Raw genomic sequence first — 25,924 nt, forward strand, 5'->3', positions numbered from 1 at the left:
GCTTCGGCCACCGCAAACGACGGGCCCTCACTCCCCGATCAAATGCAGCACGATATCCCGCTGATGCGCGGCACGCCGATGCTCGAACAGGTAAATCCCTTGCCAAGTCCCGAGCACCATCCGCCCATGCTCTACAGGAATCGACAGCTGCACCTGCGTGAGCGCCGTACGCAAATGCGCGGGCATGTCGTCGGGGCCTTCGGTGTCGTGCTCGTAGCGGGAGCTGTCCTCGGGCGCGAGCGCCTCGAAGTAGCGTTCCAGATCGCGCTGCACCGACGGATCCGCGTTCTCCTGGATCAGCAGCGAAGCGGACGTGTGCCGGCAGTACACGGTGAGCAGGCCGGTGCGGATCGACTGCTGGTCGACGAACGCGCGCACCTGCGACGTGAACTCGATGAGGCCGCGCCCGCGTGCGTCGACGATGACGTGTTGAATCGCCTGTTTCATGATCGTTGCAATACCGATGTGCTCAGGCCAGCGCGGCGAAGCCGTCGGCTTCGATCTGCCGCGCGTCGACCGGGCGAACCACGCGCGCGACCTCGACGCCGTTGCGCAGGAAAACCAGCGTCGGCCAGAGCTTGATGCCGAAGGAGCGCCCGAGCGGCCGGCCGGGACCGTCTTCGATTTTCAGGTGCCGGACCGCGGGGTGCGCCGAAAACGAGTCGCGAATCGCGGGCTGCGCGCCCTGGCAGATCCCGCACCAGTTGGCGCCGAACTCGATGACGGTCGCGCCGGCGAGCGCTTCGACCTCCGCGCGCGTGGGCGCATCGGCGCTATAGGTTTGTGGAGAATGCATCGCGACCCCATGTGCTTGAAGAAAGTGTGGCCGCATTCGCGGCCCCTGCGCTTACTGTAGCGGAAAAGGGCGCGGCCGGCGTAGAGGCGGCGCTCATTCGTAGCGCAATGCATCGGCAGGCCGAACCCGCGCGCTGCGCCAGCTCGGGTAGAGCGTCGCGAGCGCCGACAGCAGGAACGCAATGGCGCCGACTTCGATCACGTCGGTCACGACGAGCTTGGACGGCAGCTTGTCGAGGAAATAGACGGACGGCGTCAGAAAGTGGATGCCGAGCATGTGCTCGATCGCGGGCAGCAACCAGGGAATGCTCGCTGCGATCGCACAGCCGATCACCACGCCCGTCATCGTCCCGACCAGGCCGATCGTCATCCCCTGGATCGCGAAGATCTTCATGATCGAGCCGGGCTGGGCGCCGAGCGTGCGCAGGATCGCGATGTCAGCCTGTTTCTGCGTGACCGTCATCACGAGCGACGAGACGAGATTGAACGCCGCGACCGCGACGATCAGCAGCAGGATCACGAACAGCATGCGCTTCTGCAATTGCTCGGCGACGAACCATGTCCGGTTCTGCCGGGTCCAGTCGCGAATGTAGAGATCGCCGGACAGCGATCGCGCAAGCTGCAGCGCGATCTCCGGCGCGCGTTCCATGTCGTCGATGCGCAGCCGCACGCCGGTCGGCGCGGCGACATGGAACAGCGTCTGCGCATCGCCGATGTGGATGAACGCGAGCGCGCTGTCGTACTGATAATGGCCGGACTCGAACGTGCCGACCACCTTGAACTGCCTGAATTGCGGAAGGAGATTGCGCATTTGCGCGCCGCCGCCGGGCGCGAAGAACGTCAGCCGGTCGCCGGCCTGCACCTGCAGGGTGGACGCGAGCGCGGCGCCGAGCACGATCCCGAGCTCGCCCGGCGCGAGCGCGTCGAGGCGCCCGCTCTTCATGTCTTTCGCGATGTCGGACACCTGCGGCTCGAGCCGCGGGTCGATGCCACGCAACGCGACGCCGGTGACCTTGCCGCCGTGCGTGAGCAGCGCCTGGGCCTCGACATACGGCGCCGCGCTTTTGACCGACGAATTGCGCAGCGACTCGCCGGCGGTCTGCTTCCAGTCGGGCATCGTGCCGGTCGGCGAGAAGATCTCGATGTGCGCGAGCACGGCAAGCATGCGGTCCCGCACCTCGCTCCTGAACCCGTTCATCACGGACAGCACGATGATCAGCGCGGCCACGCCGAGCGCGATGCCCGACATCGACGCAACGGCGATGAACGAAATGAAGCCGTTGCCTGTCGTGCCGGTCGTGCGCTTGCCGACGCGGGTGTACCGCAACCCGATCTGCCATTCGTACGGGACTTTCAAGCGCTTTCCTCTGAAGAGCGGTTCGTCAACGGGAGCACTTTATACGAACATCGAGGTCACGATTTGCGACGCGGAATGTCCAGTTCGAAGATCGACCCGCCGGCGCGCGACGTGACGTACCGCGCGTGGCCTTGGTGCGCCTGGGCAATCGCGCGGACGACGGACAGGCCGAGGCCGGAGCCGCCGAATTTGCGGGAACGCGACACGTCCGCACGCGTAAAAGGCTCGAACGCATGTCGCGCGAATTCGGGGCTGAGGCCGGGGCCTTCGTCTTCCACGCGAAGAACGACGCTCGAACCCTGGACCGCCATCTCGATGCGAAGCTTGCCGGGCACCGCATAGCGGCGCGCGTTGTCGAGCAGCGCGAGCAGCGCCTGCCGGATGCGCGCGCCGTCGCATGGCACGACGCTCGCGGTGGTCGCCATTTCGACGGCAAAACCGGCGTCGTGCAGCGCGTCGCTGACGGAATCGACGGCGCTCCGGACTTCGAGCTCGATGTCGGTCGGCTGGATGTTCATGTCCAGGCGCCCGATGTCCTGCAGCGTGACGATGTGCAGGTCGTCGACGAGCCGGGACAAGCCTTCGACCTGATTCAGCAGGCCCCGGAACAGCGATTCGTCGGGCTCGAACACCTTGTCCCGCAGGCCTTGCAGCCGGCCCCTGAGGATCGTGAGCGGGGTGCGCAGTTCATGGACGATCGCCGCGTTCCACGCCGTCATCTCGGAGGTCATGCCCTGCAGCCGGATCGCCATCGCATTGAAGTCGTCGACCAGCAGCGCCGTCTCGCCGAGCGAGCGGTCGCCGGGAATCGCCCGGGCGTCCAGGTCGCCGGCGGCGATGCTGCGCGCGCTTTCCGCAAGCGAGTTGAGCGGCTTGAGAATGCGCCGGGCCAGCCGGGTCGCCATCACGACCGCGGCGATCAGCCCCGTCAGCAGCAGGATCGCGAAGATCAGGTAATCGGCCGCGTGCGGGATGAGCACATCGATGACGCGCTCGTGCGTGGGCGGCGAAAAGGTGAACAGCAACCCGTAGATGACGAACAGGCCGACAAAGATGATCAGCGTCGTGGTGACCGAGACCAGCCCCATCGACAGCACGATCTGCCGGCTCAGCTTGCTGCGCGTGTTCACTGGATTCTCTGCAGCCGGTAGCCGACGCCGCGCATCACCTCGGGCATGCCGGGCGCGCCGGCGCATTCGAGTTTCTTGCGCAGCCGGCTGATGTGGCTGTCGACGGTGCGCTCCAGCGCGCCGCTGCCCGCGAGGCACGCATCGACCAGTTCGCTGCGCGTGAAGACGCGGTTGGGCGATCTCGCCATGTGCGCGAGCAGCCGGAACTCGGTCAGCGTCAGCGACACCTGGGTTTCGCCGGAGTCCGACCGGACCCTGGCCAGATAGCTTTCGGTGTCGATCTCGAGGTTGCCGACCCGCATCACGCCCCCTTGCAGGGACGTGCCGGAGCGCCGCAACACCGCCCGGATGCGGGCGACCACCTCGACGGGATTGAACGGTTTCGCGATGTAGTCGTCCGCGCCGATGCGCAAGCCCTGCAGCCGGTCGATGTCCTGATCGAGCGCCGTGATGATGACGACCGGCGTATTGCCGCGGCGGCGCAGCTCGATGAGCACCTCCCAGCCGTCCTTCTCCGGCATCTTGATGTCGAGGAGGATCAGGTCGGGCTTCAGCAGAGGCTGCACGTCGAGTGCGGCTTGCCCGTTGCCGACCCGGTAGGTGCGAAATCCCTCGCGGGTCAGGTATGCGTCGAGGATTTCCGCAATTTCCGGCTCGTCCTCGGCAATCAGTATCAGCGCATTCATTGGTTCAGCTGCGTTTCGCGTAACAGGAATGTGATGCAATGTTGGCGTGGCGTCGGGCTCGAAACAATGTCAGCCATGGAATCTCCATTTTCTCGCAATACTGCCGGCTGATTCGACGCGAAAATCCGCGGAAATGCAAACGTCTCCATCGAATGTTCACAATGGCTGCGCGATCGCTACACCGTTTCGGGCGATGATCGGCGCCGGCCTCCCACAGGTGAAAAATTGTCGAATAGTCAGGAGATTCCGCTGCACGAAGAGAGCCGGTTCTGGGAAAACACACTGGTGAAACGGTGGGTCCGGGGGCACGGCGAGGACGGCTACGATTTCAGGCTTCTGCTGTATCCGCTGGCCGGCATTTTCGTGCTGCTGTTCGTGCTCGTCCTGTTCGAGCAGATCGGCTGGGCGCTCCTGCTGAGCGCCGCCGCGACGCTGTTCCTTGGCGTGGCGGGCTATTACGGCGCGAAGCGCGAAATTCTCGTGTCGTCGCCCACGACGCGAGCCGTGATGAGAGCGCGCACAAAGCAGGCCGCCGAACGCTTCTCGTCGCTCGGCGCCGGCGCGACCGTGATGGCGATCTTCGTCCATGCGACGTCGGTGTCGCTCGCGCTGTACGGCCACATGCTGCTCGACACGATGATCAAGGACGCGTTCTCGATGTTCATCGCGTTGGCGTTTCTTCCGGTGTATGTCTGCGGAGCGGTGCGCAAACTCGCGGTGGCGCGCATCGAAGAGCTCGACGCGCTGCGCAACGATGCAACCGGCACGACGCTGAAATTCGATCGGAAAGGCGCGGTCCGTGCGATCGTCGTCCAGGGCCCGGCCGGATGGTCGAGCGTATCGGTGCTGGAATACACGGTGCTTCGGTTCAAGCCGGACATCGACGAAATCGGGCGCGCGCCTTGAATCCGAAGAAGGCGCGTGTTGACAACGACAAATCGCGTCGCTAGATTGCTCGCATGAACGCATTTTTCGTCACGACTACGACCACCACCACCGCGACCGCATATGGCGGGCGTGGAGGAGGTCGCGCGTCGTAGATCGATGCGTCGGATCACCCCAAAGCCCCGCCGGAGACGACGGGGCTTTTTTCATGCTCCGTTTTCGTCGGCATCAACGTGAATGGAGAACATGATGGATGCTTTCGATCACCGCGTGCTCGGCAACAAGCTCGATTTGTTTCACCAGCAGGATGAAAGTCCCGGCGGCGTTTTCTGGCATCCGCGCGGAATGGCGCTTTATCGCGTCGTCGAGGAATATGTTCGGGAACGGATGAGGCAGGCCGGGTTCGCGGAAGTGCGCACGCCGCAAATCGCGTCGCGCGCGCTCTGGGAGCAAAGCGGCCATTGGGAGAAGTTCGGCAGGAACATGTTCTCGCTCGACAGCGACGGGCAGCCGTTCTGCCTCAAGCCGATGAGCTGCCCCTGCCATGTGCAGGTATTCAAGCGAGGGTCGCGCTCGTATCGTGACCTGCCCGTCCGATATTCGGAATTCGGCGCGGTCCACCGGGCCGAGCCGTCCGGTTCGCTGCACGGCCTGATGCGCGCCCGGGCGTTCACGCAGGATGATGCCCACGTGCTCTGCATGGAGGATCAGGTCGAAGCCGAGGTCGCACGGTTCTGCCGTCTGCTGAAGACGATCTACGCGGATTTCGGGTTCGATCGCTTCGATGTCGCGTTGTCGACGAGGCCGTCGGTTCGCGCCGGCAACGACGCGCTCTGGGACCGCTCCGAATCGATGCTGGCGCTTGCCGCGCGCTCGGCCGGACTGCACTTCGAGATACAGCAGGGAGAAGGCGCGTTTTACGGGCCCAAGCTCGAATTCCACCTGCTCGACCGCCAGGGACGGAAGTGGCAGTGCGGCACGATCCAGCTCGATTTCGTGCTGCCGGAGCGGCTCGGCGCAACGTATGTGTCGGAGAGCGGCGCGAAGGCGACGCCGGTCATGCTGCATCATGCGGTCCTCGGAAGCCTCGAGCGATTCATCGGCATCCTGCTCGAGCACTATGAGGGATGGCTGCCGACGTGGCTTGCTCCCGACCAGATCGTCGTGGCCAACATCGGCGACGAAGAGCGCCCGTTTGCGGACAGCGCGGCGCTCGCGTTCGAAACGATCGGCTGCCGCGTATTGCGCGACTTTCGCGCGGAACGCCTGCCGCGCAAGATCTTCGACGCGCGCGAACTGGCTGCGCCGATCTTCGCGGTAGCCGGACCGAAGGAAGCGCAATCCGGCGCGGTGTCGCTGAGGTTGAGAAACGGCGAACGGCATGCGTTGTCGATCGGTGACGCGCTCGCGTATCTGGAAAAGCAGGTAAGCGCGCCGTCGCGTTGGAGCGCGCTTCGCAGGCACGCCTGATGTTGCCGGCCGGTCGGCACGCGACCGTTGCATGAGCGGCTTTGGCGTGGCTAGAGCCTACCCTCTGATTTCACCTCGCACCGCCGCATAAAACTGTCATCCGGCGCCTGCGGCGACCGCGCGCGCGGCGTGCCGAACGTTGCACGGGCGACCCTCCGCGTTTCGTCGCTGCCGTCCTTCAGGCAAGGCCCACGCGGCGCTTCGCGATGTCGCCCGATGCGCCAAAGCGTATCCGGCCCGCCGCGCAGCTCGCGATCTGCATTCAAGCGACGAATGTGTGCATCGCAACAATCCATTTCATTCACGGCGATCGTAACGGTAAGGTGAACGCACGTTCGAATTTGATCGAGCGATGCGAAATCACCACTCGACGACGCCATGAAAACGACTTCCGATCGACCTGCGCAAGCAGCACCCTCGACCCCCGGCGGCGCGCCGGCAGGCGGCGGCAATGCGCACGCGGCGGGCCTGCGCCTGCCGGCCAGGCTCGTGGGCCCGATCGTGCTCGGCACGCTGCTCAACGCGCTGAACTCGTCGATGATCGCGGTCGCGCTCGTCAGCATCCAGCAGGCGTTCGCGCCGCAGGGCGCGGCGCATGAACGCATCGACACGATGTGGCTCGTGTCGGGCCTCTATCTCGCGACGGCCGTCGGCCAGCCGACGATGGGGCGGCTCGCCGATCGCTTCGGCGCGAAGCGGATCTTCTGCATCGGCCTCGCGATCGTCCTGATCGCGTCCGCGCTCGCGCCGTTCGCGCCGTCGCTCGGGTGGCTGATCGCATCGCGCGTCGCGCTCGGCATAGGCACGTCCGCCGCGTATCCGGCCGGCATGGCGATGATCCGCACGTGGTCGCAGCGGCACGCGAACGGCGCGACGCCGACGGGCGGCCTCGGCGCGATCTCGGTCGCGGCGCAGGTGGCCGTCGCGTTCGGGCCGCCGCTCGGCGGCGCACTCGTGCAGTTCGCCGGCTGGCGCGCGATCTTCTGGATCAACGTGCCGATCGTGCTGCTGGCCTTCGTGCTGGCGTGGCTGTGGATTCCGGCCGACGTCGTCCAGCGCGGCGCGCAGCAACGCCGCACGCTGCGCGGCACGCTGAAGGAGCTGGACCTGCCGGGCGTCGCGCTGTTCGTCCTGACGCTCACGAGCCTGCTGCTGTTCCTGCAATCGGTGTCGCGCGCGCCCGACTGGCTGCTGCTCGTCGCGACGCTGGTCCTGTGCCCGGTGCTGGTCCGGCGCGAGCGGCTGGCGGCGACGCCGCTGATCGACATCCGCATGCTGAGCGACAACCGCGCGCTCACGAGCACGTACCTGCGCTGCGTCGGCACCTACGCGGTGTTCTACGCGATCTTCTATGCGCTGCCGATGTGGCTGCAGGAGGCCAAGCGCCTGTCCGCCGCCGATGCCGGCCTCGTGATGCTGCCGGTCGCCGGGGTCGGCACGGTCGCGACGATGCTCGCGACCCGCATCGCGCACCGTCACGGCTCGCGGCCGGTGCTGATCATCGGCTCCGCGATGCTGTGCGTCGGCAGCGTCGTGATGAGTCTGCTCACCAGCGCGATGCCGGTCTGGTCGATCGTGCTGCTGTCGATCGTGTTCGGCGTGCCGAACGGTTTCAACAATCTCGGCAATCAGGCGGCGCTCTACCAGAGCGCGCCGCACGACCGGATCGGCACGGCCTCGGGGCTGTACCGCACCGCGCAGTATGTCGGCGGCAGCCTGTCGTTTGCGCTCGTCGGGCTGGCGCTCGGCCATCCGGCGAGCGATCGCGGCCTGCGCGAGCTGGCCATCGTCCTGGCGGTCATCAGCGTGCTGCTGCTGCTCAACGCAGCGTCGAGCCGGCACCTGGATGCCGCCGCTTCTTCCATCCCCCAACAGAAGTGAGGTTTCACCATGTCCATTCCGACGCTCAATCGCACGGTCGCCCTGGTCGCCATCGATCTGCAGAACGGCATCGTGTCGCTGCCGGTCGTGCCCTACACCGGCGCGCAGGTCGTGGCGAAGACGGTCGAGCTCGCGACCGCGTTCCGCGCGCTGCAGCTTCCCGTCATCTACGTGCACACGAGCTACCAGCCGGACGGCGGCGTTGCGCTGAAGGTCAAGACGGATGCGCCGTCGGCGCCGCCGAATCTCGATCCCGAATGGAGCGCGTTCGCGCCGGCGCTCGGCGTGGGGCCGTCCGACATCGTCGTGACGAAGCACCAGTGGGGCGCGTTCACCGGCACCGACCTTGACGTGCAGCTGCGCCGGCGCGGCATCACGGACATCGTGCTGACCGGGATCGCGACCAACATCGGCGTCGAATCGACGGCGCGCCAGGCATACGAGAACAACTACAACGTCGTCGTCGTCAGCGACGCGGTCAGCACGTCGTCCGCCGACGCGCAGACCTTCGCGCTGACGCAGATCTTCCCGAAGCTCGGGCAGGTCGCCGCGACGGCCGACGTGGAGGCGGCACTGGAGCAGGCGTATTCGCGCTGAACGAAGCGGCGTGTTCGGCGTGCACCATTCATATCGAGTCATTTACGAGGCGTGACGATGATCAAGACCGATGCATGGGTTCTCTACGCAGGACCGGAACCGAGCAGGAAGCAGGCGCCCGTGGCGGGCGAGCTGCGTCGCGAAACCTTCGAATTCTCCGATCTGGAAGCCGACGAGGTGCTGGTCGAGCCGCTGTACGGATCGTGGGAAGCGAACCTCGACCACGCGCTGTCGCGCAATCCGGTCGACATCTGCCGGCAGCGCCGCGAGGACAAGATCGTGCTCGGCAACGGTGCGCTGGTGCGCATCGTCGAGCGCGGCAGCGACGTGAAGACGCTGAAGGAAGGCGAGATCTGCATGGTGATGCCGTTCGGCAAGCGCGACGAATACGGGTTCGCCGAACTCGTCTACGCGTACGACGCGCCGGGCACGATCGGCGTGATGGCGCAGCGGACCAAGATGCGCGCCGACAACCTGGTGGCGGTGCCGACGGACAGCCGGCATTCGCTGCTGCAATGGGCGACGTACGGCCGCTACTTCACCGCGTGGGACAACTGGAAGGTGGCGTCGGCGTGCTGGCGCTCGCAGCTGCCGGACGTCGATCCGGCCGACTACCTGGTGTTCGGCTGGGGCGGCGGCACGACGCTCGCCGAGCTGCAGCTCGCGAAGCGCGAGGGCTTTCGCGTCGCGATGACGGCGAGCAACGACCGGCGCCTCGAGGAGCTCGCGAAGCTCGGCATCACGCCGGTCGATCGCCGCAAGTTCCCGAATCTCGCGTATGACGACGAGCGCTACAAGACCGACCCCGAGTACCAGGCGAGCTATCGCGAGTCGGAGCGCGCGTTCGCGGAGACGATCGCGGAACTGAGCGGCGGCCGCGGCGTCGCGATCTTCCTCGACAACCTCGGCGGCGCGCTGTACCGCGCGACGATGCGCGTGGTCGGCCGCACCGGCATCATCGCGACTGTCGGCTGGAAGACCGGGATGCGCCTGTGGAACCTGCGCGCGACGGAATGCATCAACCGCCGCTTGCACATCCACACGCATGCGTGGCGCTACGACGACAGCATCACGATCCGCGACTTCCAGGAAACGAGCGGCTGGATCGGCCAGGAGCCGACCGAGATCTTCGATTTCGACGAGGTGCCGAAGCTCGCGTCCGACTACCTGAACGGGAAGATCCAGACGTATTTCCCGATCTACCGGATCAACGCCGTCTGAGCGGCAGGTCGCGCGCCGCGCCCGCATCGCTGCACGACGATTAGTCATGCAGATGATGCCGGTGCGCGGCGCGCCGTGCAATCCATCTGAATGGAGAACGGCATGGCCTCTGTGGATATCGAGGACGTCGACGCCGGCGCGGCGTCGGACGCCTCCAAACCGGCGCCGCTCGACGGCATTCGCGTGATCGACGCGGCGACGCTGTTCGCGGGCCCGCTCGCGGCGACGATGCTCGCGGACTACGGCGCCGACGTGATCAAGGTCGAGCATCCGGACGGCGATCCGGCGCGCAAGTACGGCGCGCGCCGCGGCGACGTGCCGCTGTGGTGGAAGGTGCTCGCGCGCAACAAGCGGGCAGTCACGTTGAATCTCGGCACGGCCGACGGCCAGCGGATCTTCCGCGAGCTGGCGGTGCAGGCGGACGTGGTCGTCGAGAATTTCCGGCCCGGCACGCTCGAACGCTGGGGGCTCGGCTACGACGTGCTGTCCGCGATCAACCCGCGGCTCGTGCTCGTGAGGGTGACGGGCTTCGGCCAGTTCGGCCCGTATGCGAGCCGCCCCGGCTTCGGCACGCTGGCCGAGGCGATGAGCGGGCTCGCGTCGATCACCGGCGAGGCGGACGGGCCGCCGCTGCTGCCGTCGTTCCCGCTCGCCGACACGGTCGCGGGGCTGACCGCCGCGTTCGCGATCATGACCGCGCTGAAGGCGCGCGAGCGCACCGGGCGCGGCCAGGTCGTCGACCTCGCGATCATCGAGACGATGCTCGCCGCGATGGGTGCGCAGGTCGCGAGCTACGACCAGACGGGCCGGGTGCCCGAGCGCACCGGCAACCGTTCGCCGAACAATTCGCCGCGCGGCGTGTACCGCACGTCGGACGGCAAATGGGTCGCGCTGTCGACGTCGGCGCACAGCATCGCCGAGCGCGTGATGCGCCTCGTCGGCCGCGCGGACCTGATCGACGAACCATGGTTCGCGAACGGCGCGGAGCGCGCGAAGCATGCGGACGAGCTGGATGCGGCGGTCGGTGGCTGGATCGGGCAGCGCACGCGCGACGAGGTGATCGCCGAGTTCGAGCGCGCGCAGGCGGCGGTCGCGCCGATCTACGACGTCGCCGACGTGCTGCGCGATCCGCAGTACGCGGCGCTCGGCTCGGTCGTGTCGGTGCCCGACGCGGAGCTCGGCGCGTTCCGCACGCACAACGTGCCGTTCCGGCTGTCCGACACGCCCGGCGCAATCCGCTGGGGCGGACCCGCGCGCGGCACGCACAACGACGAAGTATTCGGCGCATTGGGACTGGAGCGGCGCGAGATCGCCGATTTGACCGACAGAGGCGTGATATGAAAACCAGCGCAACTTACCGCAGCTACCTTTACGTGCCCGCGCACAAGGCGCAGGTGGTGGAGAAGGCGTATGCAAGCGAAGCCGATGCCATCGTGCTCGACCTCGAGGATGCCGTGCCGGCCAGCCACAAGGCCGAGGCGCGCCGGGCGGCCGCCGCGATGCTCGCGGAAGGTCCGCCGAAGCCGACGTACGTGCGGATCAACCCGATCGGCAGCCCGTGGTGCCGCGACGACGTCGACGCGATCGCGCAGCCTGCGCTGCAGGCGCTGCGCCTGCCGAAATGCGACCTGCCGCAGCAGATCCAGGAGGTCGCGGGCTGGCTCGACGCGCTCGGCTGCGACGCGGGCATCCAGATCCTGATCGAATCGGCGTACGGCGTCGAGACCGCTTACCAGCTCGCGACCGCGTCGCCACGGCTCGAGCGGATCGGGCTCGGCGAGAGCGACCTGCGCGCGGACCTGCAGATCGGCGTCGACAACTTCACGCTCGAGGTGTGCCGCGCGCGCTGCGTCGTGGTGTCCCGCGCGGCCGGGCTGGCCGGGCCGATCCAGACCGTCTATCACACGCTGCCCGATCTCGACGGGCTGAAGGAATCGACGCTGCGCGCGAAATCGATGGGGTTCCTCGGCCGCTTCGCGATCCATCCGTCGCAGCTTCCGGTGATCAACGCGGTGTTCACGCCGTCGGAGGACGAAATTCGCGCAGCCGAGCGCGTGCTCGAGGCGGTCGATGCGGCGGCGGGCCAGGCTTCGGCGTCGTCGGTGTTCGTGCTGCCGGACGGCCGCGTCGTCGCGCCGCCGCTGATCGCCAACGCGCGCGTGACGCTCGCGCTCGCGAACAATCTTCGACTCAGTGGAGCACTGGCATGAGCACACCCGAGACACTTTCTGCTCCGGCGGCCGCGACCACGACGCACCGGCCCGCGCCGCCCGACGGCATCGTCGGCGCGCTCGGCCGCTTCGCGGCGGCGGTGCGCGCCGAAGGGCTGGATCGCCGGCTGCGCGTCGAGGCCGCCGCGCGCGTGCTCGACGTGGTCGGCAACAGCCTGATCGCGCACGACGAACCGGTCGCGCAGTCGGTGCTGCAGGTCGCACGGCGCTGGGCCGGCGCCGGCCCGGCGAGCGTGATCGGCGCGCCCGACCGGCTGCCGGCCGCGAGCGCCGCGCTCGTCAACGGCACGCTCGCGCACGCGATGGACTTCGACGATTCGCACATGCTGTCGGTGCTGCATCCGAGCGCGTCCGTGATTCCGGCCGCGCTCGCCGCTGCGCAGGCGAGCGGCGCGTCGGGCGCGGCGCTGCTCGATGCGATCACGGTCGGCACCGAGGTGTGCATCCGCCTCGGCGTCGCCGCGTACAACGAGCGGCTCGGCAATTCGGTGTTCTTCGAGCGCGGCCAGCACGCGACGTCGATCTGCGGCACGGTCGGCGCGGCGGCGGCTGCGGCGATGCTGCTCGGGCTCGACGCCGAGCAGATCGCGGCGGCGCTCGGCATTGCCGCGAGCATGGGCGCGGGCCTGCTCGAAGCGAACCGCACCGGCGGCTCGGTGAAGCGGATCCACTGCGGCTGGGCGGCGCACGCGGGCGTGAGCGCGGCGGAGCTGGCGGGCGCGGGCGTGACCGCGCCGCCGACCGCGCTCGAAGGCCGCTTCGGTTTCTTCCACGCGTGGTGCGGCGACCTCGCCGACGTCGACGCGGTGCTGCGCGACCTGGGCGACGAATGGGAGACGAGCCGGATCATCTTCAAGCCGTATCCGTGCAACCACTTCACGCATCCGGGCATCGACGCGGCGCTGCAGTTGAAGGCGCAGGGCGTGACGGCGGACGACGTGGTGTCGGCCGAGCTGCGGGTCGCGACGTCGACGCTGCGCACGATCGGCGAGCCGGCGGAGCTGAAGGCGAATCCGCCGAACGGCTATGCGGCGGCGTTCTCGGGGCCGTACACGGTCGCGGCGGCGCTGCTCGGCGGCGGCGGGCTCGGCGTCTGGTTCGACGATTTCGACGATGCGCTCGCGCAGGACCCCGCACGGCGCGCGCTGGCCGCGAAGGTGCGCTGCGTGGCCGATCCGTGGTGCGACGCGCGCTTTCCGAATTTCCTGCCGGCCGTGCTGCGCGTCGAGCTGCGCGACGGGCAGGTGCGCGAGGCGCGGATCGAGTCGAGCAAGGGCACGAATTCGCGGCCGCTGACCGAACAGGAGCTCGTCGCGAAATTCGTGCTGGCGGCGAGTTCGGCGCTCGGCATGGCGCGCGCGCTCGCGCTGCGCGACGCGGTGCTGGCGCTCGCCGACGACGCGTCGCTCGACGCGATTGCGGCGCTGACGTCGGGCACGGAAGGAGGGCGCCGATCTTGAATGCACCCCGCTGGAAAAAGCGGCCGCCCGGCTCGAACTGGGGCGATTTCGGCCCCGACGATCAGAAGGGGCGGCTGAACTGGCTGACGCCGGACAAGGTGCGGCAGGGCGCGGCCGAGGTGCGGGAAGGGCTGTCGTTCTCGCTGAGCCTGCCGCTCGACGTGCCGCGCGGCGGCGGGCTGAACGCGCGGCGGCGTCCGCCGGCGGTCATGCCGGCGCTGCTGGGCGGCAAGCCGTACTTCGGCTATCGCGCGGACGAACAGGTTGCGAACGCAACCGATGTGGTCTGCGACGATGCGTTCTGCATGCACTCGCAGTTCTCGACGCAATGGGACGGCCTGTCGCACGTGGGCGGCCTGTTCGACGCGGACGACGACGGCGTGCCGGAAATCGTGTTCTACAACGGCTTCCGGATGGGCGAGCATCTGCGGGTGCCGCAGGAAGGCGACGCGACGGGCGGCGCGCATGCGCTCGGCATCGAGGTGATGGCGCAGACGGGCGTGCAGGGGCGCGGCGTGCTGATCGACCTGCGGCGTCATTTCGGCGACGCGCGCACGAAGGTCGGCTTCGCGCAGCTCATGCAGGTGATGGAAGCGGACCGCGTGCAGGTCGAGCGCGGCGACATCGTCTGCATACACACGGGCTTCGCGGATCTGCTGCTGAACGACGACGGCGGATCGCCGGCGACGGTCGCGAGCGCGTGCGTGCTGGACAGCGGCGATGCGCGGCTGCTGCAGTGGATCGACGAATCGGGGCTGGCCGCGCTCGTGGCCGACAACCATGCGATCGAGGAGCGTCCGCAGCATGCGCAGCCGCTCGCGCGACCGGGCGCGCTGATGCCGCTGCACGAGCTGTGCCTGTTCAAGCTCGGCATTCACCTCGGCGAGCTGTGGCACCTGACGCCGCTGGCGAACTGGCTGCATGCGCACCAGCGGAACCGGTTTCTACTGACCGCGCCGCCGTTGCATATCCGTGGCCTGGTCGGCGCGCCGGCGAATCCCGTCGCGACCGTTTGACCCTGCGGGCGGTGGCTGTGGCGGTGGCCGCCCGCACTTTTTTTGCAATGCGATCGGCTGGCGTAAAGCGTGAATTAAATTGTCGATTGGCAAGGCATTCAGAAGAATCGGCGCGAAACGGGCGATTTAATTTAAAAATATAACTAATATCGCCCGTTATCTAAAAAATATCGATGAGTCAAGATTGGACTATTCTTGTGCATTGCACTAAACATCAGGGGATTGCTCCGGTTGCGAAATGCAGCAGCCGCAGGCGGTGATTAACCTGTTTAGTGGATGGTCGCAAACATGAATTTACGTTCGATCGATCTGAACCTGCTGGTCATACTCGATGCGCTTCTGACGGAGAAGCAGGTCACGCGGGCCGGCCAGAGGGTTGGCCTCACGCAGCCGGCCGTCAGCAACGCGCTGGCGCGCCTGCGGTTCGTGTTCAAGGACGAGATCCTGGCGCGCACCGCGGTCGGCATGGAATTGACGCCGCGCGCGCAGGCGCTGGCCACGCCGATTCGGCAAATCATGCAACAAATCGAGGAATTATTTGAATCGGATTATCAATTCAATCCTTTTACGTCCGAGCGCCATTTTACGGTGCGCATGTCGGATCTCACCGAGCTGCTTTTACTGCCGGCCCTGTTGCGCTGCATGCGCCTGACCGGCCCGAACATCGGCATGGACGTCGTGCACATGAGCGCCGGCAAGACCGCCGACGCGCTCGAATCGGGGCTGCTCGACATGGCGATCAGCGCGGGCCTCGAACATTCGGGCACGCTGTCGTCGCAAACCGTGTTTCATGACCGGATGGTCTGCGTGATGAGCCGCAGCCATCCGGACGCGGGCAAGCCGCTGACGCTCGAACGGTTCCTCGCGCTCGACTTCCTCAACGTGACGATCAACCCGGTCGACCACAGCCTGATCGACAACCTGCTCGCGAACATGAACTGCACGCGGCGCATCGCGCTCAACGTGCCGCACTGGCTCGTCGTGCCGAACATGCTGGATGCGCTGCCGTACGCGGTGATCATGTCGGAGCGGCATGCGGTGAGCCTCGACGATGCGCGGCTCGTGATCCGCGAGCTGCCGCTCGCGATGGAGCCCGTCGCGTGGTCGCTGTACTGGCACCGCCGCTACGACGGCAGCAACGCGCACGCGTGGCTGCGCGGCCGCATCGTCGAGGTCGCGGAAGCGCTCGAGCGGCAGGGCGTCGCGGCGGAGGCTTAGGGTCTGTTTACATACGGAACGCGCATGCGTTGCCACGAGAACGGCCGCTCGCGAGGCGCGCGACGCCGCGAATACTGGACGTATTCGCAAGGTGCGCAACGCGGCGAGCGGCCGTTCTCGTGGCAACCCCAAACTTAAAATTCATTCCAGGGGAATGCCCGAAATCGCCCGTATGGCGGCGTCGCGCGTCGCTTGTTTGGCTCGGCCAAACGGCGCTCCTTGCTCCTTGCCCTACGAGCGATTTCGGGCATTCGCATGCGCGTTCCGTATGCAAACAGACCCTAGGGTTCGTTCACGCGGGTCAGCCGACGACGAGCAGCGGCGGCAGCGTCGCGACGTCGGGCTGCTCGTCGAGCCGCCACAGGTAATCGAGCGCCGCGCGGATCTGCGCCGGGCTCCAGTGCCGCCGGCAGTTCTTCGTGAACTTCGCCTCGTAGTCGTCGCGCCGCATCGGCCGCGTCGGCGAGCCGGGCAGGTCGTCCACCTGCTTCGCGCAGGTCGTGCCGTCTTCGCACACGGCCGTCACGCGGTTCGGCGCCTGCGCCGGATAGCGGGCGGTCAGCGCCGGGTCCTCGCGCACCGTGACCCGCTCGATCAGCGCGCGCAGCGCCGGATCGCGCAGCGCGTCGTGCCGGTAGCTCTCGGTCGTGATGTCGCCGTCGAGCATCGCGCGCGCGACGATGTACGGCAGGCTGTGATCGGCGGTCTCGTGGGTCGACGGCGCCCATTTTTCGCGGTCGCGGCCGGCCGTCACGTAGCCGACCTCGGTCGTGTGGACCTCGATGCGCCGGATGCGGCGCAGGTCGCCGACCTGCGCGGCGACGTCGAGCGCGGCCGGAATCGCGGTTTGCGTGAGCCCTTGCGCGGGATAGAACTTCACGAAGCACTTGCCGATCCGGAACGCGCCGCCGCGCCCGCCGAATTCGCGCGTGTCGACGGCGAACGGCCCGGACACCTGCGGAAAGAATCCCGCCATGCCTTCGAAGATCGGCGCGGGGCCGGTCAGCCCGGCGCGCGCGAGCTGCGTCGAGAACACCGCGTTGCGCGCCGCGTCCGCATCGGCGAGCGCCTTCCAGTTCGACAGCTGCTGGACGCGGGTCTGGTTCAGCGCGAGATGGCTGTTGATCGACAGGTTCACCGCCTGCACCAGCTGCGGCGCGGGCATGCGCATCAGCTTGCCGGCGGCGAGCGCGACGGCGGGCAGGCTGTAGCACGTGTGGTCCCAGCCGCGCGGGCTGATCGCGGCGGCGTCCATCAGCCGGCACGCGATCTCGTATGCGATCGCGATCGACAGGATCAGGTCGCGGCCGCTCGCATGCTGCGCTTCGGCGACGGCGAGGCACGCGGACATGTTGTCGCTCGGATGGCCGGTCTCCTTGCCGGCGTACGCGTCGTTGAAATCGTAGTAGCGCAGCGCGGTGCCGGTCGCGAACGCGGCGAGATCGGGGCTCGTGCGCTGGTTCGTGCCGACGATCGTCGACACGCCGCCCGGCGACGCGAGCGCCGCGTCGCGCGCGATGCGCACCGGACGTTCGTCGTGTGCAGCGATCGCGCAGCCGAGCGCGTCGATCAGGTGCGCCTTGATCGTTTCGATCGTCGCGGCGTCGAGGTCGCGATACTGCAGCCCGGCCGCGTAGTCGGCGAGCTGTTGCGCGAGGTCGGGGCGGCCGGCGGCCGCCGGCAGTGAGCCGGCGCGGGCGCGGGCGAGCGGCAGCGCGAGCGCGGCGCCGGTCAGCGTGGAAAGGAAGTGGCGGCGGTTCATGGTGGGGAGACTCCGAAGGTTCCTGAAACTGGGGGAGGGGCGGGCTCAGAACAGCTTGCGCAGGCCGAGTGCTGCGCCCGCGCTGCTGGCGCGGTTGGCGGCCAGCGTGTAGTGGAGAAAGTTGTAGTTGTAGTTGTCGAAATCGAGCGCGGCGCGGCGCACGTAGCCGCCCGCGAGGTACAGCGTGACGGTTTTCGACAGGAAGTAGTTCAGCTGCAGCGTGACCTGCTGCGGGTTGGCCGGGTGCGGCGCGCTCGTTTGCGCGTTCGGCGGGTTCTGCGCGCGGATGTCCTCGTAATAGAACGCGCCGATCGCCTGCAGGTAAGGGGTGATCGCGTAGCGCACGCCGGCCCACCAGAACGTGTAGCGCGTCACGACCGACGGCGCGGCGACGCCGCTCTGGCCGTGCGTGACGCCGGCCAGCAGCTGCGCGCGGTCGATGGACACGATCGCGGCGGCGGCGTAGCGGCGGAAATGCGCGAAGCCGCCCGGCTGCGGCGTGTTGACGTTGTCGAACGCGGCGGCGAGCGAGAAGACGCCGCCGGCATAGTCGAAGCCTGCGCCGTACGCTGCGTTCGACTGGAACGCGCCGGGCGTGCCGCCGAACGAATAGTGCGTTTCGAGCGTCAGCGGGCCGATCTTCGCCAGGTACTTGGCGACGTTGTTCTCGCGGAAGTTGATGCCGACGATCGCGCCGGCCGGCTCGTACAGCGTCGAGTACGCGCCCGTCGGCGAATAGTGCTCCATGATGTCGAACAGCGTCGAGTACTGGTGGCCGAGCCGCAGCGCGCCCCAGCGCTCGTGCTGCAGCCCGACCCACGCGGAGCGGTCGAAGCCGCCCGCGCCGGTGCCGCTGCCGTTGTTCAGGTTGATGCCGCTTTCGAGGCGGAACGCGGCCTGCCAGCCGCCGCCGAGCGCCTCGACGCCCTTCAGGCCCCAGCGCGAGCCGCTCTTGCCGCCCGACGCCATCCGCACGAGCGATGCCGACGACTTGTCGCCGGGCGCGGCCTGGTGGGTGAGGAATTCCGTATAGACGTCGGCCACGCCGTACAGCGTGATCGTGCTCTGCGCGCAGGCGCCGGCCGATACGAGGCCCAGTCCGCACAGTGCGGACATCCGCTTGCCCATGGTTGTCTCCTTCGTGGGTCGTTATTTGTTTGATTGCGACGCGGCGCCGGTCGAGCGGCGCGGCGGGTGCTGCGGGGCGACGCTATCCGGGCCGGGCGGCGAACGGGCGGCGTCGCGGCGGGACGCACGCGTACACCGCGCGATGCGCGCGGGCGCAGGTACGAAGCGCGGCGATGCAGGGCGGCGCGCGCATCACCGGGGCGCGCCGTCGGCGCGCGCCTGCACGGCCGCGTGACGCGCGAGCACGCGCTTCGCACGGGCGACGCCGGGCGCATCGACCATCCTGCCGTCGACGCGCAGCGCGCCGCGCCCGTTCGCGCGCGCGTCGTCGTAGGCGGCCAGCACCGCGTTCGCGTCGCGCACCGCGTCGTCGTCGGGCCGGAACGCGCGGTTGAGCGCGCCGACCTGCAGCGGATGGATGCAGGTCGCGCCCGCATAGCCGAGCTCCGCGGACGCGCGCGCGATGCGCTCGAACGCGTCGAGATCGCGCAGCTCGTCGAGGCCGCCGATGAGGCCGAGCGGCAGGATGCCGGCGGCGCGCGCGGCGATGATCAACAGTTGCTTCGGCACGCGCAGCACGTCGGCGCTCGCGCCGCTTTCGCAGTTCAGCGCGAAGTCGCCGCCGCCCAGCATCATCGCGACGACGCGCGGCGACGCCCGCGCGATCCGGTCCATCGCCTGGAACGCGCGCGGCGTTTCGACGATCGCGACGATCCGCGTGCGGCCGGGCGGCGCGCCCGCTTCCTCTTCGAGCGCGGCCAGCAGCTCGTCGATCGCCTCGACGTGCGAGCCGCCGCGCACCTTCGGCAGCACGACGCCGTCCGCGCCGGCGTGGACGGCCGCGCGCAGGTCGGGCGCCAGCAGGTCGAGCGGGCCGTTGGCGCGCACCAGCACGTCGCGGCCCGGCGCGCGCAGCGCCGGCACGGCGTCGGCCAGCCCGTCGCGGGCGGCCGCCTTGCACGCGGGCGGGACGCTGTCCTCGAGATCGAGGATCAGCGCATCGGCGTCGCTCGCGGCGGCCGACGCGACGAAACGGGGGACGTGGGCGGGGACGTACAGCAGCGAGCGCCAGACAGGTTGGGGCGACGGATTCATCTGCGATCTCAAAAAAATGAAAGTCACTTTCATTTTTGTGATGGATGATCCCATTCGTCAAGATTATCGTTAACGCCTAGTATCAAGGAGTGTTGCAGGATGATGAACGAATGAGGCTGCGCGGATTCATGTTGATGTCGTCGATGATCTGCGTATAATGAAAGTGACTTTCATTTTTCGGATGCCGGCCGCCGCGGCATGGATGGCCCGGCATCGCACGAGGTGGACATGAGCAAGGTGGAGACAGGCAATCCGGCAGAGGGCGGCGTGGCCGCGGTCAACCGCGCGCTGACCGCGCTGCTGGCGTTCGGCAACGCGCCCGGCGGGCTGATGCTCGCGCAGGTCAGCGAGGAGACGGGGCTCAACATGAGCACGCTGTTGCGGATGTTCGAGTCGCTCGAGCAGTTCCGCTTCATCAAGCGCCTGCCCGACGGGCGCTACGTGCTGGGGCCGGCCGTGTTCCAGCTCGGGATGATGTATCGCGAGTCGTTCCAGCTGCGCGAGTACGTGATGCCGATCCTGTCGAAGCTGTCGGCGGAAACCGGCGAGACGGCCGCGTTCTACGTGCGCGAAGGCGACCAGCGCGTGTGCCTGTTCCGCATCCAGGCGCAGCGCTCGGTGCGCACGCACCTGCGCGAGGGCGACCGCTTCCCGCTCGACGTCGGCGCGGCCGGGCGCGTGCTGCTCGCGTTCAGCGGCACGCGCGGCGGCGACTACGAGAAGACGGCCGAGCAGGGCTACGCGGTGTCGATCGCCGAGCGCGACCCGGAAAGCGCGGCGATCGCGTGCCCGGCGTTCGGCGTCGGCCGCGTGCTGAGCGGCGCGATCTCGCTCGGCGTGCCGCGCTATCGCTTCAACAAGAAGGTGCTGGCCGACTACCTGCCGCGCGTGCAGGCGGCCGCCGCCGAGCTGACGCATGCGCTGGGCGGCGATCTGCCCGCCGCGGGCGCGGCGTTCCGCGCGGCCGACCAGCTCGGCGCGCTGCTCGAGTAGCGCCGGCGCGCAGCCGAGCGCGCTTTCCCCGCATCTCGCATCGAACGACGCACACACACCAACCAGGAGACAAGCATGTTCGTTCCCGACCCGCAGGCCGCTCACGCGGCCGGCGCGCGCCGTCGCGCGTCCACCGGCCCGATCCATCCGAAACCGTTCGACGCCGGCGCGCAGGGGCCGCTCGCGGGCGTGCGCGTCGTCGACCTGTCGCGCCTGATGGCGGGCAACATGCTGAGTGTGCAGCTCGCCGATTTCGGCGCGGACGTCGTGAAGGTCGAGAGCGAGCGCGGCGATACGCTGCGCGCGGTCGGCGCGGGCGGGATCAGCACGAACTGGAAGGTGTACGGGCGCAACAAGCGCAGCGTGTGCGTCGACCTGCGCGCGCCCGAGGGGATCGACATCGTCCGCCGGCTGGTGCGCGACGCGGACGTGTTCGTCGAGAGCTTCAAGCCCGGTGTCGCCGAGAAGATGGGGCTCGGCCCGGACGACCTGCTCGCGATCCGGCCGCAGCTGGTGATCGCGCGGATCTCCGGCTGGGGGCAGACGGGGCCGTACCGCCACAAGCCGGGCTTCGGCACGCTCGCGGAAGGGTATGCGGGGTTCGCGGCGATCAACGGCTTCGCCGATCGCGAGCCGGTGCTGCCGCCGATGTTCCTCGGCGACATGACGGCCGGGCTGTCCGGCGCGATCGCCGTGCTGGTCGCGCTGCATGCGCGCGACGCGCACGGCGCGGCGGGGCAGGTGATCGACGTGTCGCTGTTCGAGCCGCTGCTGTCGATCCTCGGCCCGGCCGCCGCGAACTACGTGATGACCGGCGAGATCAAGGCGCGCACCGGCAGCCGCTCGTCGAACACCGCGCCGCGCAACGCCTATCGCACCCGCGACGGCAAGTGGCTGTGCCTGTCGAGCTCGACGCAGGCGATGGCCGAGCGGCTGTTCCGCGCGATCGGCCGCGCGGACCTGATCGACGATCCGCGCTACGCGACCAACGTGCAGCGCGTGCAGCACGCGGAGGCGCTCGATGCGATCGTCGGCGAATTCATCGCCGCGCGCGATCTCGACGCCAATCTCGCGTTCTTCGAGGAAGCGGGCGTGACGGTCGGGCCGATCCAGGACATTGCGCAGATCGTTCAGGATCGCTACGTGATCGAGCGCGAGGCGCTCGTCGAGCTGCCGGACGACGACGTCGGCAGCCTGCCGATGCACAACATCACGCCGCGCCTGTCGGCCACGCCCGGCACGTTCCGCCGCCCGGCACCCGCGCTCGGCGAGAACAATCGCGAGATCCTGCTGCCGCTGCTCGGCGAACGCGAATACGAGCGGCTCGCCGGGCTGGGCGTGATCCGCACGCGGTAGGCGCGACGCGCGACGCGGCCGCGAAGGACGGCCGCCGCATCCTGGACACTGCATGGAGGAGACACCATGAAGCCACGCTGGACCCATCGGCCGCCCGGCTCGAACTGGGGGGATTTCGGCCCGGACGATCAGAAAGGGCGCTTGAACTGGCTGACGGCCGACGCGGTGCTGCGCGGCGTCGCGGAGGTGCGCGAAGGCCGCGTGTTCTCGCTGAGCCTGCCGCTGGACGTGCCGCGCGGCGGCGGGCTGAACGCGCGGCGCCGGCCGCCGGCGATCATGCCGGCGCTGCTCGGCGACCGGCCGTACTTCGGCTATCGGGCGGACGAACAGGTTGCGAACGCAACCGACGTGGTCTGCGACGATTCGTTCTGCATGCACTCGCAGTTCTCGACGCAGTGGGATGCGCTGTCGCACGTCGGCTCGCTGTTCGATCCGGCGGGCGACGGCGAGCGCGCCCGCGTGTTCTACAACGGCTACCGGATGGACGAGCACATCCAGGTGCCCGAAGCGGGCGCGCCGCGCGGCGGCGCGCGCGCGCTCGGCATCGAGGTGATGGCGCGCACGGGCGTGCAGGGGCGCGGCGTGCTGGTCGACCTGCGCCGCCACTTCGGCGACGAGCGGCGCAAGATCGGCTACGCGGAATGGATGGCGGTGCTGCGCGCGGACGACGTGGTCGTCGAGCGCGGCGACATCGTGTGCGTGCATACGGGCTTCGCCGATCGCCTGCTCGACGCCGACGCGCGCGGCGAGCCCGGCGCGCCGGACGTGTGCTGCGTGCTCGACGGCAGCGATCCGCGCCTGCTCGAATGGATCGACGCATCGGGGCTCGCCGCGCTCGCGGCGGACAACCACGCGGTCGAGGAGCGCCCGCGCGATGCGTCGGCGCGCGAGCGGCCCGGCGCGCTGATGCCGCTGCACGAGCTGTGCCTGTTCAAGCTCGGCATTCATCTTGGCGAGCTGTGGCACCTGACGCCGCTCGCCGACTGGCTGCGCGCGCACCGGCGCAACCGCTTCCTGCTGACCGCGCCGCCGCTGCACCTGCGCGGGCTCGTCGGGTCGCCGGTCAATCCGGTCGCCACCGTATGAACGCCGGCGCCGCGCGCACGCCGCGCAGGCGCCGGGTCTGCCGCTTCGCCGCTTCGCGCAGGCCGCGCGGGCGGATCATCGAGGAGTCGCCATGTCACATTCCCATGCGGCGTCGATCGCCGCGCGCATCGACCGCCTGCCCGCGACGGCCAGCATCTGGATGCTCGTGCTGTTCCTGAGCGTCGGCGGGTTTTTCGAGGTCTACGACCTGTTCCAGATGACCTACCTGCCGCCGGGGCTGATCCGCGACGGCATCTTTCACGCGGGCTCGCACGGCGTGCTCGGCATGTCGGACCAGGGCGCGCTCGGCGCGGCGACGTTCGCCGGGCTGTTCGTCGGCGAGATGTTCGTGTCGCGCCTCGCGGACCGCTTCGGGCGGCGCGCGCTGTTCACCGGCGCGCTGCTGCTCTATACGGCGGCGAGCCTTGCGATGTGCGTGCAGACGCATGCGCTCGGCATTCTCGTGTGCCGCTTCATCGCGGGCTGCGGCATCGGCGCGGAGCTGATCACGATCGGCGCGTTCCTGACCGAGCTGGTGCCGAAGGCGGTGCGCGGCCGCGCGTTCGCGCTGTGCTTCGCGGTCGGCTATCTCGCGATGCCGGTGCTCGCGCTGGTGTCGTGGCTATGGGTGCCGCGCGATCCGCTCGGCATGTCCGGGTGGCGCTGGGTCGTGCTGCTCGGCGGCAGCGGCGCGGTCGTCGTCTGGTGGCTGCAGTTGCGCTTGCCGGAGTCGCCGCGCTGGCTCGCCCGCACCGGCCGCGAGGCCGAGGCCGAAGCCGTGCTGCAGCGGCTCGAGCAGGCGGTCGAGCGGGAATCCGGCCGGCCGCTGCCGGCGGTCCGGCTGCCGACTGTCGCGGCGCAACCCGCGCAGCGCGCGCCGTCGATGTGGGATGCGCGGCATCGCGGCCGCACGGCGATGCTGATCGCATTCAATGCATTCCTGAGCATCGGCTTCTTCGGCTTCAGCCAGTGGCTGCCGACGCTGCTCGCAGCTCAAGGCGCGAGCGTCACGAAGAGCCTCTGGTACGCGTTCGTGATCGCGTTCGCGTATCCGGTGTCGCCGTTCGTCGCCGGCCTGCTCGCCGACCGGATCGAGCGCAAGTGGCTGATCGTCGCGTCGGCGTTCGGCGTCGCGCTGTTCGGCACCGCGTTCGCGATGTCGGCGCAGGCGCCGTTCGTGATCGCGTTCGGCCTGCTCGTCACGCTGTCCAACACGGTGCTCGCGAGCAACGGCACCGCGTACCAGTCGGAAGTGTTTCCGACCGAGATCCGCGGGCGCGCGCTCGGCTTCGTGCATTCGATCGGCCGCCTGACGGGAATCGCGAGCAGTTTCATCGTCGCGCTGCTGCTCGAACGCGCCGGGGTGTCCGCGGTGTTCGTGCTGATCGGCGGCAGCATGCTGATCGTGATGCTGTCGATCGGCGCGTTCGGGCCGAAGACCAACAATCGGGCGCTCGACGAGATTTCGGACGGCGGCGCGACAGGCGACGCGCCGGCGGGGGCAGGGCTGGACGCGCTGCCGTCGCGGCGCTCGTGAGCGGGGCGATGGCGCGGCCGCTATGCGTCGAGCGTGGCTGGGTCCGCAGCCCGCGCCATCGCCTTCGGCAGATACTCCTCGAGGATCTTCACGACGACCTGGGTCTTCGACGGAACGGGCCGCGTGACCGGCAACAGCGCATGCAGGTCGAATCCCGGCACCGTGTAATCCGGCAGCAGCCTGACGAGCCGGCCGGACGCCAGCGCGTCGACGCACACGTGTTCCTGGAGGACGCCGATGCCCGCGCCGTTCAGCAGCAGCTCGTACACCGGCCGCCAGTGGCTCGTGCTGATCACGATGTTGATCGGTGTCGGCCGTACCGATTTCGACGGGCTCATCAGGCGAAGCTGGCCGTCGTTGAAGAGCCCCGTGACGCGAATGAACGGGTGCCCGACGATGTCGGTCGGCTCCTCCGGCAGCCCGTGCTTTTCGATATAAGACGGCGACGCGACCAGTACGCGTCGCACGTAGCCCATTCGACGCGCGACGAAATTGCCGTCGCTGATCTGGCCGAGCCGCAACGAAATATCGACGCCCTCGGTGACGGGGTCGGTGATCTCGTCGTTCAGGATGAGATCGATATAGAGCTGCGGATTATGTTCACGAATGACCGTGAGGATTTCCGGCAGCACCACTTCGCCGAGCCCATGTGGCGCGGCAATGCGAATGCGTCCGCGCACGATCTTGTTGCCGAGCGTGACGACGGCCCGCGCTTCGTCGGCTGCGTCGAGCACGATCTTGCTTCGTTGATAGAACAGGATGCCTTCATCTGTGCACGACACCGCGCGCGTGCTCCGGAGCAGCAATCTGACGCCGAGAAACCGTTCGAGCCGCTCGACGCGGTCGCTTACGGTAGGTTGGCCCAGGCCGAGATCTTTCGCGGCCCTTGACAAATTGCCACGCTCGACAACCCGCACGAAAATTCGCATGGCCGCCAGCAAATCCATAGTCCCTCGGATCGGAAGAATGTAGTTATTCTGGAAGACGAAAAAGCCTGTTCGTCCGTTTCTTTTCCGTCCA

Annotated in this window: 23 protein-coding genes; 14 read left to right on the top strand and 9 right to left on the bottom strand. The window is 68.4% G+C overall.

The genetic code is table 11. The features are described 5' to 3' along the window. Positions 1–27: 27 nt before the first annotated feature. The 5 genes from KY49_RS23715 to KY49_RS23735 all read right to left on the bottom strand — a co-directional run bounded on the left by KY49_RS23715 (position 28) and on the right by KY49_RS23735 (position 3,968). Complete coding sequence (locus tag KY49_RS23715; RefSeq protein WP_042586954.1) at positions 28–447, bottom strand: secondary thiamine-phosphate synthase enzyme YjbQ; 420 nt, start codon at positions 445–447, stop codon at positions 28–30. A gap of 22 nt (positions 448–469) precedes the next feature. Continuing rightward, positions 470–796, bottom strand: a complete 327-nt coding sequence (locus KY49_RS23720; RefSeq protein WP_042586955.1) for a thioredoxin family protein — start codon at positions 794–796, stop codon at positions 470–472. 93 nt (positions 797–889) lie between these two features. Continuing rightward, positions 890–2,152 carry a lipoprotein-releasing ABC transporter permease subunit gene (locus KY49_RS23725; RefSeq protein ID WP_042586956.1) on the bottom strand — a complete coding sequence of 421 codons (1,263 nt, stop codon included), beginning with the start codon at positions 2,150–2,152 and terminating at the stop codon, positions 890–892. A 56-nt stretch (positions 2,153–2,208) separates the two neighbouring features. Then, a complete protein-coding gene (locus KY49_RS23730) occupies positions 2,209–3,282 on the bottom strand; it encodes an ATP-binding protein (RefSeq protein WP_052495766.1) in 1,074 nt (357 codons plus the stop codon). Then, positions 3,279–3,968 carry a response regulator gene (locus KY49_RS23735; protein ID WP_042586957.1) on the bottom strand — a complete coding sequence of 230 codons (690 nt, stop codon included), beginning with the start codon at positions 3,966–3,968 and terminating at the stop codon, positions 3,279–3,281. The genes KY49_RS23730 and KY49_RS23735 overlap by 4 nt, the downstream gene beginning before the upstream one ends. Before the next feature lie 225 nt (positions 3,969–4,193). Here KY49_RS23735 and KY49_RS23740 point away from each other — a divergent pair, with 225 nt between their 5' ends. From KY49_RS23740 to KY49_RS23785, 10 genes are all read left to right on the top strand, one after another. After that, complete coding sequence (locus tag KY49_RS23740; protein ID WP_042586958.1) at positions 4,194–4,874, top strand: hypothetical protein; 681 nt, start codon at positions 4,194–4,196, stop codon at positions 4,872–4,874. Positions 4,875–5,102: 228 nt separating this feature from the next. Then, complete coding sequence (gene thrS, locus KY49_RS23745; RefSeq protein ID WP_082062495.1) at positions 5,103–6,323, top strand: threonine--tRNA ligase; 1,221 nt, start codon at positions 5,103–5,105, stop codon at positions 6,321–6,323. A 378-nt stretch (positions 6,324–6,701) separates the two neighbouring features. Further along, the gene (locus tag KY49_RS23750; RefSeq protein WP_052495767.1) at positions 6,702–8,204 is read left to right on the top strand and encodes an MFS transporter; all 1,503 of its coding nucleotides are present in this window, start codon (positions 6,702–6,704) and stop codon (positions 8,202–8,204) included. Positions 8,205–8,213: 9 nt separating this feature from the next. Then, on the top strand, positions 8,214–8,801 hold the full coding sequence (locus KY49_RS23755) for a hydrolase (RefSeq protein WP_042586960.1): 588 nt from the start codon (positions 8,214–8,216) through the stop codon (positions 8,799–8,801). Positions 8,802–8,858: 57 nt separating this feature from the next. Next, entirely contained in the window at positions 8,859–10,022 is a 1,164-nt protein-coding gene (locus tag KY49_RS23760; RefSeq protein WP_042588671.1) for a quinone oxidoreductase family protein, read from the top strand. 90 nt (positions 10,023–10,112) lie between these two features. Continuing rightward, the gene (locus tag KY49_RS23765; protein WP_082062428.1) at positions 10,113–11,363 is read left to right on the top strand and encodes a CaiB/BaiF CoA transferase family protein; all 1,251 of its coding nucleotides are present in this window, start codon (positions 10,113–10,115) and stop codon (positions 11,361–11,363) included. Further along, a complete protein-coding gene (locus KY49_RS23770) occupies positions 11,360–12,232 on the top strand; it encodes an HpcH/HpaI aldolase/citrate lyase family protein (protein WP_042586962.1) in 873 nt (290 codons plus the stop codon). The genes KY49_RS23765 and KY49_RS23770 overlap by 4 nt, the downstream gene beginning before the upstream one ends. Next, positions 12,229–13,713, top strand: coding sequence for an MmgE/PrpD family protein (locus tag KY49_RS23775; RefSeq protein ID WP_052495768.1), 1,485 nt, complete (start codon positions 12,229–12,231; stop codon positions 13,711–13,713). Before KY49_RS23770 ends, KY49_RS23775 begins: the two co-directional genes overlap by 4 nt. Continuing rightward, positions 13,710–14,729: a cyclase family protein gene (locus KY49_RS23780; protein WP_042586963.1), complete on the top strand. Its 1,020-nt coding sequence runs from the start codon at positions 13,710–13,712 to the stop codon at positions 14,727–14,729. Before KY49_RS23775 ends, KY49_RS23780 begins: the two co-directional genes overlap by 4 nt. A gap of 288 nt (positions 14,730–15,017) precedes the next feature. After that, entirely contained in the window at positions 15,018–15,947 is a 930-nt protein-coding gene (locus KY49_RS23785; protein ID WP_042588673.1) for a LysR family transcriptional regulator, read from the top strand. 301 nt (positions 15,948–16,248) lie between these two features. On the opposite strand, the gene KY49_RS23790 is transcribed toward KY49_RS23785, so the two are convergent. From KY49_RS23790 to KY49_RS23805, 3 genes are all read right to left on the bottom strand, one after another. Then, complete coding sequence (locus KY49_RS23790; RefSeq protein WP_042586964.1) at positions 16,249–17,709, bottom strand: MmgE/PrpD family protein; 1,461 nt, start codon at positions 17,707–17,709, stop codon at positions 16,249–16,251. Positions 17,710–17,754: 45 nt separating this feature from the next. Beyond that, positions 17,755–18,837, bottom strand: a complete 1,083-nt coding sequence (locus KY49_RS23795) for a porin (protein ID WP_042586965.1) — start codon at positions 18,835–18,837, stop codon at positions 17,755–17,757. Between the two features lie 192 nt (positions 18,838–19,029). Then, complete coding sequence (locus KY49_RS23805; RefSeq protein ID WP_042586967.1) at positions 19,030–19,932, bottom strand: HpcH/HpaI aldolase/citrate lyase family protein; 903 nt, start codon at positions 19,930–19,932, stop codon at positions 19,030–19,032. A 228-nt stretch (positions 19,933–20,160) separates the two neighbouring features. Here KY49_RS23805 and KY49_RS23810 point away from each other — a divergent pair, with 228 nt between their 5' ends. The 4 genes from KY49_RS23810 to KY49_RS23825 all read left to right on the top strand — a co-directional run bounded on the left by KY49_RS23810 (position 20,161) and on the right by KY49_RS23825 (position 24,904). Continuing rightward, the gene (locus KY49_RS23810) at positions 20,161–20,925 is read left to right on the top strand and encodes an IclR family transcriptional regulator (protein WP_042588674.1); all 765 of its coding nucleotides are present in this window, start codon (positions 20,161–20,163) and stop codon (positions 20,923–20,925) included. A gap of 75 nt (positions 20,926–21,000) precedes the next feature. Further along, positions 21,001–22,281 carry a CaiB/BaiF CoA transferase family protein gene (locus KY49_RS23815; RefSeq protein ID WP_042586968.1) on the top strand — a complete coding sequence of 427 codons (1,281 nt, stop codon included), beginning with the start codon at positions 21,001–21,003 and terminating at the stop codon, positions 22,279–22,281. A gap of 66 nt (positions 22,282–22,347) precedes the next feature. Further along, complete coding sequence (locus KY49_RS23820; protein WP_042586969.1) at positions 22,348–23,367, top strand: cyclase family protein; 1,020 nt, start codon at positions 22,348–22,350, stop codon at positions 23,365–23,367. A 91-nt stretch (positions 23,368–23,458) separates the two neighbouring features. Further along, positions 23,459–24,904 (top strand): MFS transporter, encoded by a 1,446-nt coding sequence (locus KY49_RS23825; RefSeq protein WP_063840494.1) that lies wholly within the window; start codon positions 23,459–23,461, stop codon positions 24,902–24,904. Positions 24,905–24,924: 20 nt separating this feature from the next. Here the strand turns inward: KY49_RS23825 and KY49_RS23830 are convergent, their stop codons facing one another. Beyond that, positions 24,925–25,851: a LysR family transcriptional regulator gene (locus KY49_RS23830; protein ID WP_042586970.1), complete on the bottom strand. Its 927-nt coding sequence runs from the start codon at positions 25,849–25,851 to the stop codon at positions 24,925–24,927. Positions 25,852–25,924: the final 73 nt, after the last annotated feature.

The sequence above is a fragment of the Burkholderia sp. MSHR3999 genome (assembly GCF_000833595.1).
In the GTDB taxonomy this organism is placed as follows: Bacteria; Pseudomonadota; Gammaproteobacteria; order Burkholderiales; family Burkholderiaceae; genus Burkholderia; species Burkholderia ubonensis.

Coding starts and splice junctions, on each gene's coding strand:
- KY49_RS23820 (WP_042586969.1), top strand. CDS start 22,348: ATGAAGCCACGCTGGACCCATCGGCCGCCCGGCTCGAACTGGGGGGAT.
- KY49_RS23815 (WP_042586968.1), top strand. CDS start 21,001: ATGTTCGTTCCCGACCCGCAGGCCGCTCACGCGGCCGGCGCGCGCCGT.
- KY49_RS23810 (WP_042588674.1), top strand. CDS start 20,161: ATGAGCAAGGTGGAGACAGGCAATCCGGCAGAGGGCGGCGTGGCCGCG.
- KY49_RS23805 (WP_042586967.1), bottom strand. CDS start 19,932: ATGAATCCGTCGCCCCAACCTGTCTGGCGCTCGCTGCTGTACGTCCCC.
- KY49_RS23785 (WP_042588673.1), top strand. CDS start 15,018: ATGAATTTACGTTCGATCGATCTGAACCTGCTGGTCATACTCGATGCG.
- KY49_RS23830 (WP_042586970.1), bottom strand. CDS start 25,851: ATGGATTTGCTGGCGGCCATGCGAATTTTCGTGCGGGTTGTCGAGCGT.
- KY49_RS23720 (WP_042586955.1), bottom strand. CDS start 796: ATGCATTCTCCACAAACCTATAGCGCCGATGCGCCCACGCGCGCGGAG.
- KY49_RS23775 (WP_052495768.1), top strand. CDS start 12,229: ATGAGCACACCCGAGACACTTTCTGCTCCGGCGGCCGCGACCACGACG.
- KY49_RS23825 (WP_063840494.1), top strand. CDS start 23,459: ATGTCACATTCCCATGCGGCGTCGATCGCCGCGCGCATCGACCGCCTG.
- KY49_RS23760 (WP_042588671.1), top strand. CDS start 8,859: ATGATCAAGACCGATGCATGGGTTCTCTACGCAGGACCGGAACCGAGC.
- KY49_RS23770 (WP_042586962.1), top strand. CDS start 11,360: ATGAAAACCAGCGCAACTTACCGCAGCTACCTTTACGTGCCCGCGCAC.
- KY49_RS23755 (WP_042586960.1), top strand. CDS start 8,214: ATGTCCATTCCGACGCTCAATCGCACGGTCGCCCTGGTCGCCATCGAT.
- thrS (WP_082062495.1), top strand. CDS start 5,103: ATGGATGCTTTCGATCACCGCGTGCTCGGCAACAAGCTCGATTTGTTT.
- KY49_RS23735 (WP_042586957.1), bottom strand. CDS start 3,968: ATGAATGCGCTGATACTGATTGCCGAGGACGAGCCGGAAATTGCGGAA.
- KY49_RS23750 (WP_052495767.1), top strand. CDS start 6,702: ATGAAAACGACTTCCGATCGACCTGCGCAAGCAGCACCCTCGACCCCC.
- KY49_RS23795 (WP_042586965.1), bottom strand. CDS start 18,837: ATGGGCAAGCGGATGTCCGCACTGTGCGGACTGGGCCTCGTATCGGCC.
- KY49_RS23765 (WP_082062428.1), top strand. CDS start 10,113: ATGGAGAACGGCATGGCCTCTGTGGATATCGAGGACGTCGACGCCGGC.
- KY49_RS23715 (WP_042586954.1), bottom strand. CDS start 447: ATGAAACAGGCGATTCAACACGTCATCGTCGACGCACGCGGGCGCGGC.
- KY49_RS23790 (WP_042586964.1), bottom strand. CDS start 17,709: ATGAACCGCCGCCACTTCCTTTCCACGCTGACCGGCGCCGCGCTCGCG.